We start from the raw sequence: 10,423 nt of genomic DNA on the forward strand, positions 1-10,423 counted from the left end.
TGGTGCCCGGGGCCGGAATCGAACCGGCACTCCTTTCGGAGGGGGATTTTGAGTCCCCTGCGTCTACCAATTTCACCACCCGGGCCACGCTTTGAGGCCCGAATTATGGCACAGTGCGGGTTATGAAATATCCAACCATCGAAGATCTGATCGGCAACACACCCCTGGTGCGTTTGCAGCGCATTGGGGCCGCTGAAAATGCGGCGCACGGCAACGTCATTCTGGGCAAACTGGAGGGCAACAACCCGGCGGGGTCGGTCAAGGACCGTGCCGCCATGTCGATGATCCGGCGCGCCGAGGAGCGCGGCGAGATCACCCCGGGTGACACCCTGATCGAGGCCACCTCCGGCAACACCGGCATCGCCCTGGCCATGGCGGCGGCCATCAAGGGTTACCACATGGTGTTGATCATGCCAGAAGACCTGTCGATCGAGCGGGCGCAAACCATGAAAGCGTTTGGTGCCGAATTGATTTTGACACCCAAGAGCGGCGGCATAGAGTACTCGCGCGACCTGGCCGACAAGATGGCCGCTGACGGCAAGGGCCGCGTGCTCGACCAGTTCTCCAACGCCGACAACCCGCGCATCCATGTGGAAACCACCGGCCCTGAAATCTGGTCTGACACCAAGGGCAAGATCACCCACTTTGTCAGCGCCATGGGCACCACCGGCACCATCACCGGCGTGTCGCAGTTCCTCAAAAAGAAAAACCCTGCCATCAAAATCATTGGCGTGCAGCCCACCGACGGCTCGCGCATTCCGGGCATCCGCAAGTGGCCGCAAGCCTATTTACCCAAGATTTACGACCCCACCCATGTCGATGAACTGCTCTATGTGAGTCAGGAAGATGCCGAGGAAATGTGCCGCCTGCTTGCCCGCGAAGAAGGCATTTTTGCTGGCATTTCAGCGGCCGGTGCCTGCTGGGTGGCGCGTGAAATTGCCCAGCGTGAAAAACATGCGACGATTGTCTTCATCGTCTGCGACCGGGGCGACCGCTATCTCTCCACCGGCGTGTTTCCGGCCTGATGCCGCGCAGCGCTCAAAAATTCCAGTATCAAGAATCATGCACATCGACAAAGAAATTGACACCAGCGGGCTCAACTGCCCGCTGCCCATTTTGAAAGCCAAGAAGGCACTGTCCGAACTGGAAAGCGGCCAGGTGCTCAAGGTGATCGCCACCGACAGCGGCTCGCTGCGCGACTTCCAGGCGTTTGCCAAACAAACTGGCAACGAATTGCTGGAGCAGCAGACGCTCGGCGCGGAATTCATCCACGTGCTGCGCCGTCGCTGAAGCGGTTGGCGCCACGCAGACCGCCTCTTCCCCCTGTTGACATCGCTGGAATTCAAAAAGTCTGGTGCTTTTTTATAAGGTGTATTTAGAATACACCTAAAGGAGAATTTCATGACCTCAATCACCTTGACACCTGCGGCTGCTGCCCAAATCAGTAGCCAAATTACCAAACGCGGTAGCGGCATTGGTTTGCGTGTGGGCATCAAACCAGTCGGTTGCTCGGGCTATGCCTACAGCTATGAACTGGCTGACGACGTGCGCGATGATGAGCAACGCATCGAGGCGCACGGCGCCACATTGCTGGTGGCCACAGTGCATCTCGCAAGCCTTGCCGGCGCCCGCCTCGACTTTGTTACCGAGGGGCTCAAGCAGACATTCCAGTTTGACAACCCGAATGTGGGCATCACCTGCGGCTGCGGTGAGAGCTTCAGCCTGAAGCCGGTCGCTGGCCAAGGAGTAGCCGCATGAGCGCCACCCTCGACAAGCTGGTCAACCAGCCCTACAAGCATGGTTTTGTCACCGACATCGAATCAGAGGTGGCAGCCAAGGGCTTGAGCGAAGACACCATCCGGCTGATTTCCGCCAAAAAGAACGAACCCGACTGGCTGCTTGAGTTCCGTCTGAAGGCGTTTCGCCACTGGCTGACCATGACCGACCCGGGTTGGGCCAACGTCAAGCATCCCAAGATCGATTTCCAGGCTATCAGCTACTACGCGGCACCCAAGCCCAAGGCCAAACTCAAAAGCATGGACGAGGTGGACCCCGAGTTGCTACGCACCTTCGAGAAGCTCGGCGTGCCGGTGCACGAGCGCGCGGCGTTGGCCGGTGTGGCCGTCGATGTGATTTTTGACAGCGTCTCGGTCACCACCACTTACAAGGCCAAGCTGGCCGAGGTCGGCATCATTTTTGGCTCGATCTCGGAGGCGGTGCAAAGCCACCCCGAGCTGGTCAAAAAATACCTCGGCACGGTGGTGCCCTCGGCTGACAACTTTTACGCCGCGCTCAATTCGGCGGTGTTCACCGACGGCTCCTTTTGCTTCATCCCCAAGGGCGTCAAGTGCCCGATGGATTTATCGACCTATTTCCGCATCAACACCGAAGAAACCGGTCAGTTCGAGCGCACGCTGATCGTGGCCGAAGAGGGTGCGTCGGTGTCTTACCTGGAAGGTTGCACCGCGCCCAAGTTCGACACCAACCAGTTGCACGCGGCGGTGGTGGAACTGGTGGCATTGGACAACGCCGACATCAAGTACTCGACCGTGCAAAACTGGTATGCCGGTGACGAAAACGGCCTGGGCGGCATTTATAACTTTGTCACCAAACGCGGGCTGTGCAAGGGCGTGAACTCGCGCATTTCCTGGACGCAGGTAGAAACCGGTTCGGCCATCACCTGGAAGTACCCGTCGTGCATTTTGCAAGGTGACAACTCGGTGGGCGAGTTTTACTCGGTGGCGGTGACCAACCACCACCAGCAGGCCGACACCGGCACCAAGATGATCCACATTGGCAAGAACACGCGCAGCACGATCGTCAGCAAGGGCATCTCGGCCGGGCAGTCGCACAACAGCTACCGCGGTCTGGTCAAGGTGATGCCGGGGGCTGATGGCGCGCGCAACTATTCGCAGTGCGACTCGATGCTGGTGGGGGCCAAATGCAGCGCCAACACCTTCCCGTACATCCAGGTGCGCAACCCCGGTGCCCAGGTGGAGCACGAGGCATCGACCTCAAAAATCGGTGAAGACCAGATGTTTTATTTTGCCCAGCGCGGCATCGGTGCCGAAGAAGCGGTGTCGATGATCATCAATGGTTTTTGCAAGGATGTGTTTCAACAGCTGCCGATGGAGTTCGCGGTTGAAGCCACCAAACTACTAGGATTCAAATTGGAAGGAAGTGTCGGATGATTATCGAAAATAGCCCCTCATTGCTGCAAGTGCGTGGCCTGCGTGCCAGCATCAACGGCACAGAAATTCTCAAGGGTCTTGACCTGACGGTCAAGCGCGGCGAAGTGCACGCCATCATGGGGCCCAACGGCTCGGGCAAAAGCACTTTTTCCAAAGTGCTGGCGGGCCACAACGCCTACCAGGTGACAGGTGGCGAGGTCATTTTTCAAGGCCAAAACCTGCTGGAGCTGCCACCCGAGCAACGTGCCCGCGCTGGTGTTTTTCTGGCGTTTCAGTACCCCATTGAAATCCCTGGTGTCGGCAACAGCCAGTTCTTGCGGCTGGCCTACAACACCATTCAAACCGAGCGCGGCCAGGACGAGCTGGACCCGCTGGAGTTTGACGACCTGGTGCGCGAGAAGATGAAACTGCTCGAAATGAGCCCCGACTTTTTGCAGCGCAGCGTCAACGAAGGCTTTTCCGGCGGCGAGAAAAAACGCAACGAGATTTTGCAAATGGCGGTGCTGCAGCCCAGCCTGGCCATCCTCGACGAGACCGACTCGGGCCTCGACATTGACGCGCTGCGCGTGGTCTCGCAAGGTGTCAATCACCTGGCCAACAAGGACAACGCGGTGGTGCTGGTCACGCACTATCAGCGGCTGTTGAATTACATCGTGCCCGACTTTGTGCACGTGATGAGCGCCGGGCGCATCATCCGCACCGGCGGCAAGGAGCTGGCGCTGGAACTCGAAGAACGCGGCTACGACTGGGTCGAGGCCGAGGCCAGCGAGGCTACGGGAGCCGTGGCATGAACGCGGCCACCAACACCGCCAACGCTTCGGCTGCGGACGCAGGCGTGCTCGCCAGCCTGCTCGCGGGGCTGGCTCTGCCGCCAGGCAGCGCCGCTCGCACCCAGCCCGACTGGCTTAAAACCCTGCGCGCCCAAGCGCTGGAGCGTGCCAATGCCCTCACGCTGCCGAGCAAGCATGACGAGGCCTGGCGCTTTACCCCGCTGGCCGCGCTGGCAGACCAGTCGTTTCAGCCACTGCGCGTGGCCACGCATTTGCAGCCCGATGACATCGCCAAGCAGGTCATCCCGGAGGCAACAACGCGGCTGGTGTTTGTCGATGGCGTGTATGCACCGCAACTCTCCAGTGCCAGCACGCTTGCAGATGGGGTATTGGCTAACCTCGCCAGTCTGACAAGCGCGCAGTTGACTCTGCTGCAAGCGCATCTGGGCCAACACGCGCCGTTTCAAGACACGCTTTTCACTGCACTCAACACGGCCTTTTTGCAAGACGCTGCGGTGCTGATGCTGCCGCCAAACTGCGTGCTGGGCGCACCGGTGCAGCTGCTTCACATTGCCACCCAAGCGGGCGTGGCCAGCCACCCGCGGCTGTTGCTGGTGGCCGGCGCAGGCAGCCAGGTGACGCTGGTCGAAGACTATGTGGCGTTGCAGCCGGGCGCTTATTTCACCAACGCGGTGGCCGAGGTGGTGGTGCAGCCCAATGCCCAGGTGACCCACGTGCGCCTGCAACGCGAAAGCCTGCAAGCGTTTCACCTGGCCAGCTGCGCGGTATCGCTTGGTGCGGCCAGCCAGTACCACTCGGTCAATGTGGCGCTGGGCGGGCACACCTCAAGGCTCGACATCAAAGTGCTGCAAACCGCCGATGGCACACAGTGCCTGCTTGACGGCCTGGCGCTGATTGGCGGCGAGCAGCTGGCCGACACCCACAGCCTCATCGACCACGCCAAACCCCACGGCATGAGCCGCCAGTTGCACAAATGCATTGTGGGCGGCACGGCGCGTGCCGTATTCAACGGCCAGGTGATGGTGCGCCCCGGCGCCCAGCAAACCGATTCAGCCCAGAGCAGCCGCAATTTGCTGCTCTCGCGCAAAGCGCAGGTTGACACCCAGCCGCAGCTCGAAATTTTTGCCGACGACGTCAAATGCACGCACGGTGCCACGGTCGGCCAGCTCGACAGCGACGAGGTGTTCTATCTGCAAAGCCGCGGCTTGTCGGAGACGGTGGCGCGCAACCTGCTCACCTACGCCTTTGGTGCTGACATCATCGAGCGCATTCCGGTGGCGTCGCTGCGCCAACAACTGGAGCAGACGGTGCTCGAACAGACCACGAGCCCATCATGAGCCAGTTGCTCGCCCCCAAGCCCAACCTGAGCCCGGCTGCAACAGCAGCCACCGCCTCAGCCAACACGGCCAGCCCTGCCGCCGCCTTTGATGTGGCACGCATTCGCCACGACTTTCCCATCCTCGGGCTCAGCGTGGCGGGCAAGCCGCTGGTGTACCTCGACAACGCAGCATCGAGCCAGATGCCGCAAGCGGTCATCGACCGGCTGGTGCACTACCAAACGCACGAGCACGCCAACATTCACCGCGCCGTGCATTACCTGTCCGAGACCGCCACCGCCGCCTATGAGGCAGCGCGCGTCACGCTGCAACGCTTCATCAATGCGCCAGAGGCGCGCGAGGTGATCTTTACCAGCGGCACCACCGACAGTATCAACCTGGTGGCGCAAAGCTGGGGCCGCCAAAACATCAAAGCCGGTGATGAAATCATCTTGACCGTACTGGAGCACCATTCCAACATCGTGCCCTGGCAAATGCTGGCGCAAGAAAAAGGCGCCACCATCCGCGTGGTGCCGATGAACGACGCGGGCGAGCTTGAGCTTGATGCCTACCAGGCGCTGTTCAACGCGCGCACGCGGCTGGTTTGCGTGGGCCATGTGTCGAACGCGCTGGGCAGCATCCACCCGGTGAAAGAGATGATTGACTTTGCGCACGCCCACGGTGTGCCGGTGCTGGTCGATGGCGCCCAGGCCGCGCCGCACTTGGCGGTGGATGTGCAGGCGCTCGGTTGCGATTTTTACGCCTTCTCGGGCCACAAGCTGTGCGGCCCCACCGGCATCGGCATCTTGTATGGCCGCGCTGCGCTGCTCGAAGCCATGCCGCCGTACAAGGGCGGTGGCGACATGATCCATACCGTCACCTTCGAGAAAACCACCTACGCGCCGATACCGAACAAATTCGAGGCCGGCACGCCGCCCATTGCCGCCGCCATCGGGCTGGCCGCTGCCGTGGATTACATCAGCGGCATCGGCATGAGCGTCATTGCTGCGCACGAACACAGTCTGCTGGCTGACGCCACCGAGCAACTGGCAGCCATGGCTGGCGTGCGCCTGATCGGCACGGCCAGGCACAAGGCGGCGGTGCTGTCTTTTGCGCTGCAGGGCATTCACCCGCATGACGTGGGCACGCTGCTGAACCAGGAAGGTGTGGCGGTGCGAACCGGCCACCACTGCGCGCAGCCGCTGATGGCGCGCCTGGGCGTGGCGGCCACCTCGCGCGCTTCGTTTGCGTTTTACAACACACACGCCGATGTCGATGCCCTGGTGGCCGGCATTCGCGCGGTTCAAAAGGTATTTGCATGAGCGCCGCCAGGCCGCTCCCAAGGGCGAATTCCGCAATGCATCGTATGAAGGACTCCGAATGAGCGCCGACCCCAAAGCCCTGTACCAGGAAGTGATCCTGGACCACAACCGCAAGCCGCGCAACTATGGCGAGCTGGAACACCCCAGCCACCATGCCGAGGGCTTGAACCCGCTGTGCGGCGACCACATTCACGTGGCACTCGACCTGAAAGACGACACCGTGGAGCGCATTGCTTTTCACGGCGAATCGTGCGCCATTTGCAAGGCGTCAGCGTCAATGATGACGGCAGCGGTCAAGGGCAAACACACCGAGGAGGCCAAGACGCTGATCCACGAGTTTGTTGACATGGCCACCGGCCGCGCGGCTGCCCAAGACAGCCCGCACATTGGCCGCCTGGCGGTGTTTTCTGGCATCAGCGAGTTGCCGATGCGCGTCAAGTGCGCCATTTTGCCGTGGCACACCTTGCAGGCGGCGTTCAACGCCGAGCCCAGCGCCTCGACCGAGGCCGATGCCGACCCCATGCACACGCCCATGGGTGATGCCTGAGCTCGCGCGCAGTGACTTCCAAACAAGGATAAACCATGCCAAAGATCGCTGACATCGAAGAAACACCCAACCCGAACGCGCGCAAGTTCGTGTTGCGCGAGCCGCTCACCTGGGGCCTTGCGCACTCGTATGAAAGCGCTGAACAAGCGCAGGGCGACGCACTGGCGAGTGCGCTGTTTGCCATCCCGCATGTGAGCAACGTGTTTTACATCGACCACTGGCTCACCGTCACGCAAGACGGCCAGGCCGACTGGGAACAGTTGTTGCGCCAGATTGCCCCGCCCTTGCGAGCGGCACCTGCCGCCAGCGAGCAGTCGGCCGCGGCCGTGTTCGAAGCACGCACCAGCGTGGCTGACCTCAGCCCGCAAGACCGCCAGCGCCTCGACGACATCGAGCTGGTGCTGGACCAGCAGATCAGGCCCTACCTGCAAAGCGACGGTGGCGACCTGCATGTGCTGGGGCTCGCTGGCAACCAGCTCATCGTACATTACCAGGGCGCGTGCGGTAGTTGCCCAAGCTCGATTTCGGGCACGTTGCAAGGCATCGAGAGCCGCCTGCGCACGCTCGAGCCCGAGCTGCAAGTGATTGCCGCGTGAGACAGCGCACCCTGCCCCGCAGCCACAGGAATACCGCATGCGCCTGACCACCATGAGCGACTACGCGATGCGGCTGCTGATGTATGTTGGCCAGCATCCTGATCGGTTGTGCACCATCGCCGAAGTAGCGCGCGCTTATGACATTTCCGAGGCGCACCTGACCAAGATCACGCACCAGCTGTCGCTGGCGGGCTGGTTGGAGACCGTGCGTGGCAAGGGCGGCGGCATGCGCCTGGCGACCATGCCGCAAGCCATCGTGCTGGGAGCCGTGGTGCGCAGCATCGAACCCGATTTCAACGTGGTCGAATGCCTGACCCATGACACCAACTGCCAACTGGCCAACAGTTGCCACCTGACCGGCATCATCAACGGCGCGCTGCAAAGCTTCATGCAGTACCTTGACCGCTACACGCTGGCCGACCTGCTGATTTCCACAAAAACGCTTGCGCCGCTTGCAGCGTCCGATGACCAAGCGCAGCCGCTCCACTTTCACCGACTCGTCAGCGCGCCAACGGTCTGACACCCGGTGTCTGCCAGGCTACTTTCTTTGACACCTCCAAACGCCATGATCCAGCAATCCATGACTCTATCGGCCCCGACAAGCGAACTCAAAGCCGTGTTGTTCGAGGGCATTCACCCCCTCGGCCGTCGAAGCGCTGCAACAGGCCGGCTTCACACGCATCGTGACACACGCCAAAGCGCTCGCGGGCGACGAGCTACACGCCGCTCTGCTTGATGCCCACTTGATCGGCGTGCGCTCGCGCACCCAGCTCACCGCTGCCGTGCTGCAGCAGGCGAAGCAATTGCTGGCCATTGGCTGTTTTTGCATCGGCACCAATCAGGTCGATCTGAAAGAAGCCACGCGACTTGGCATTCCGGTGTTCAACGCGCCGTTTTCCAACACCCGCAGCGTGGCCGAACTGGTGCTGGCGCAACTCATCATGCTGATGCGCGGTATTCCTGAAAAAAACGCCATTCTGCACCGCGGCGGCTGGGTCAAGAGCGCGGCCGATTCCTATGAGGTGCGCGGCAAGACGCTGGGCATCATCGGCTACGGCCACATTGGCACACAGATTGGCGTGCTGGCGCAGGTCAACGAGCGACTCTCAAAAGCGGGCATCAACATTGCAGCACAATACCTCAGCACCAACGAGACCGTGGGTTATGTGGTGATCGACGTGGACAGCGCCGCCAGCCGGGCGGCTCTGGATGAGCTGTGCGCGGTGCCCGAGACGATCCGCTGTCGGATTCTTTACTGACGCAGGCGGCGCTCAGCGCAGCCGCGCCAGCTGCTCGCGCACCTTGGCCAGTGTGGCCTCAAAGTCGGCCAGGCGCTTGCGCTCCTGCGCGATCACGGCGGCGGGCGCCCGGGCCACGAAGGATTCATTGCCGAGCTTGCCGTTGGCCTTGACGATTTCCCCCTCCAAACGCGCCAGTTCTTTGCCCAGGCGCGCTTTTTCTGCGGCCACGTCAATGGCCATGAACAGGCAGATACGCGCCTCGCCCACCACCGCCACTGGCGCAGCTTGGGCTGCTGCCGCCCAGGCGCTCTCGTCTTCGAACACGCGCACCTCGCTGAGCTTGGCCAGCGCCTGCAACACGGGCGCAGCTTGCGTCATGAACGTGGCTTCAGCAGTGGCGCCAGCCATGGCAAACAACGGCAGGCGGGTGGCGGGCGACACATGCATTTCGCCACGCAGGTTGCGGCAGGCGTCCACCAGTTGCTTCAACTTGACCACATGGGCAACAGCGGCTTCGTCAATGCGTTCGGGCTGAGCTTGAGGGTAGGCGGCAATGGCCACCGATGCCCCCGCCCTGCCCGCCACCGGCGCCACCTTTTGCCACAGTTCTTCGGTCACAAACGGAATGATGGGGTGGGCCAGTCGCAAAATGGTTTCCAGCGTGCGGATCAGCGTGCGGCGCGTGGCGCGCTGTTGGGCTGCGTTGCCGGTGTTGATTTGCACCTTGGCGATTTCCAGGTACCAGTCGCAGAACTCGTTCCAGACAAAGTCGTAAATGGTGGCGGCCACGTTGTCGAGGCGGTAGTCGGCAAAGCCTTGCCCCACTGCGGCCTCGGTTTGCTGCAACAGCGAGACGATCCAGCGGTCGGCCGCGCTGAAGTCCAGGTAAGTGGCGCCCACTTCACACTCGGCCGCCGTGTGATCTTTCAGGCCGCAGTCCTGCCCTTCGCAGTTCATCAGCACAAAGCGGCTGGCGTTCCAGAGCTTGTTGCAGAAGTTGCGGTAACCTTCGCAGCGCTTGGCGTCAAAGTTAATGGAACGGCCCAGCGAGGCCAACGAGGCAAAGGTAAAGCGCAGCGCGTCGGCACCAAAAGCCGGAATGCCCGCCGGGAATTCCTTTTCGGTGTTTTTGCGCACCTGCGGCGCGGTTTCGGGTTTGCGCAAGCCCTCACAGCGCTTGACCAGCAGCTCGGGCAGGCCGATGCCGTCGATCAGATCGACCGGGTCGAGCACATTGCCCTCGCTCTTGCTCATCTTGTGGCCCTGCGCGTCGCGCACCAGACCGTGGATATAGACGTGTTTGAACGGCACCTGGCCGGTGAAATGGGTGGTCATCATGATCATCCGGGCGACCCAGAAGAAGATGATGTCGTAGCCGGTGACCAGCACGCTGCTGGGCAGATACAAGTCAATGTCGTT

At 61.6% G+C, this 10,423-nt stretch carries 11 protein-coding genes, 1 tRNA gene and 1 pseudogene; 11 read left to right on the forward strand and 2 right to left on the reverse strand.

Going from position 1 to position 10,423, the window contains the following annotated elements:
• Positions 1-85, reverse strand: a tRNA-Leu gene (locus tag IBX54_RS09010).
• Positions 86-122: 37 nt separating this feature from the next.
• Here IBX54_RS09010 and cysM point away from each other — a divergent pair.
• From cysM to IBX54_RS09065, 11 genes and pseudogenes are all read left to right on the forward strand, one after another.
• Positions 123-1,025: a cysteine synthase CysM gene (cysM, locus tag IBX54_RS09015; protein WP_296542328.1), complete on the forward strand. Its 903-nt coding sequence runs from the start codon at positions 123-125 to the stop codon at positions 1,023-1,025.
• A gap of 37 nt (positions 1,026-1,062) precedes the next feature.
• Positions 1,063-1,290 carry a sulfurtransferase TusA family protein gene (locus IBX54_RS09020; protein WP_296542329.1) on the forward strand — a complete coding sequence of 76 codons (228 nt, stop codon included), beginning with the start codon at positions 1,063-1,065 and terminating at the stop codon, positions 1,288-1,290.
• A 111-nt stretch (positions 1,291-1,401) separates the two neighbouring features.
• Positions 1,402-1,758, forward strand: coding sequence for an iron-sulfur cluster assembly accessory protein (locus tag IBX54_RS09025; RefSeq protein WP_296542330.1), 357 nt, complete (start codon positions 1,402-1,404; stop codon positions 1,756-1,758).
• The gene (sufB, locus tag IBX54_RS09030; RefSeq protein ID WP_296542331.1) at positions 1,755-3,191 is read left to right on the forward strand and encodes a Fe-S cluster assembly protein SufB; all 1,437 of its coding nucleotides are present in this window, start codon (positions 1,755-1,757) and stop codon (positions 3,189-3,191) included. The genes IBX54_RS09025 and sufB overlap by 4 nt, the downstream gene beginning before the upstream one ends.
• Positions 3,188-3,982: a Fe-S cluster assembly ATPase SufC gene (sufC, locus tag IBX54_RS09035; RefSeq protein ID WP_367141823.1), complete on the forward strand. Its 795-nt coding sequence runs from the start codon at positions 3,188-3,190 to the stop codon at positions 3,980-3,982. The genes sufB and sufC overlap by 4 nt, the downstream gene beginning before the upstream one ends.
• Complete coding sequence (gene sufD, locus IBX54_RS09040) at positions 3,979-5,319, forward strand: Fe-S cluster assembly protein SufD (RefSeq protein WP_296542332.1); 1,341 nt, start codon at positions 3,979-3,981, stop codon at positions 5,317-5,319. Before sufC ends, sufD begins: the two co-directional genes overlap by 4 nt.
• Positions 5,316-6,620 carry a cysteine desulfurase gene (locus IBX54_RS09045; protein ID WP_296542333.1) on the forward strand — a complete coding sequence of 435 codons (1,305 nt, stop codon included), beginning with the start codon at positions 5,316-5,318 and terminating at the stop codon, positions 6,618-6,620. The genes sufD and IBX54_RS09045 overlap by 4 nt, the downstream gene beginning before the upstream one ends.
• 58 nt (positions 6,621-6,678) lie before the next feature.
• Positions 6,679-7,167, forward strand: a complete 489-nt coding sequence (gene sufU, locus IBX54_RS09050) for a Fe-S cluster assembly sulfur transfer protein SufU (protein ID WP_296542334.1) — start codon at positions 6,679-6,681, stop codon at positions 7,165-7,167.
• Between the two features lie 35 nt (positions 7,168-7,202).
• Complete coding sequence (locus IBX54_RS09055) at positions 7,203-7,763, forward strand: NifU family protein (protein WP_296542335.1); 561 nt, start codon at positions 7,203-7,205, stop codon at positions 7,761-7,763.
• Between the two features lie 37 nt (positions 7,764-7,800).
• Positions 7,801-8,283: an Rrf2 family transcriptional regulator gene (locus tag IBX54_RS09060; RefSeq protein WP_296542336.1), complete on the forward strand. Its 483-nt coding sequence runs from the start codon at positions 7,801-7,803 to the stop codon at positions 8,281-8,283.
• Between the two features lie 60 nt (positions 8,284-8,343).
• Positions 8,344-9,022 (forward strand): annotated as a pseudogene (locus IBX54_RS09065) (NAD(P)-dependent oxidoreductase).
• A 12-nt stretch (positions 9,023-9,034) separates the two neighbouring features.
• Here IBX54_RS09065 and IBX54_RS09070 read toward each other — a convergent pair.
• Positions 9,035-10,423, reverse strand: a 1,389-nt coding sequence (locus IBX54_RS09070; RefSeq protein WP_296542337.1) for a class I tRNA ligase family protein, incomplete at its 5' end; no start/stop codon positions are given.

Source organism: Rhodoferax sp. (assembly GCF_014859475.1).
Lineage (GTDB): Bacteria > Pseudomonadota > Gammaproteobacteria > Burkholderiales > Burkholderiaceae_C > Rhodoferax.

Coding starts and splice junctions, on each gene's coding strand:
- cysM (WP_296542328.1), top strand. CDS start 123: ATGAAATATCCAACCATCGAAGATCTGATCGGCAACACACCCCTGGTG.
- IBX54_RS09020 (WP_296542329.1), top strand. CDS start 1,063: ATGCACATCGACAAAGAAATTGACACCAGCGGGCTCAACTGCCCGCTG.
- IBX54_RS09025 (WP_296542330.1), top strand. CDS start 1,402: ATGACCTCAATCACCTTGACACCTGCGGCTGCTGCCCAAATCAGTAGC.
- sufB (WP_296542331.1), top strand. CDS start 1,755: ATGAGCGCCACCCTCGACAAGCTGGTCAACCAGCCCTACAAGCATGGT.
- sufC (WP_367141823.1), top strand. CDS start 3,188: ATGATTATCGAAAATAGCCCCTCATTGCTGCAAGTGCGTGGCCTGCGT.
- sufD (WP_296542332.1), top strand. CDS start 3,979: ATGAACGCGGCCACCAACACCGCCAACGCTTCGGCTGCGGACGCAGGC.
- IBX54_RS09045 (WP_296542333.1), top strand. CDS start 5,316: ATGAGCCAGTTGCTCGCCCCCAAGCCCAACCTGAGCCCGGCTGCAACA.
- sufU (WP_296542334.1), top strand. CDS start 6,679: ATGAGCGCCGACCCCAAAGCCCTGTACCAGGAAGTGATCCTGGACCAC.
- IBX54_RS09055 (WP_296542335.1), top strand. CDS start 7,203: ATGCCAAAGATCGCTGACATCGAAGAAACACCCAACCCGAACGCGCGC.
- IBX54_RS09060 (WP_296542336.1), top strand. CDS start 7,801: ATGCGCCTGACCACCATGAGCGACTACGCGATGCGGCTGCTGATGTAT.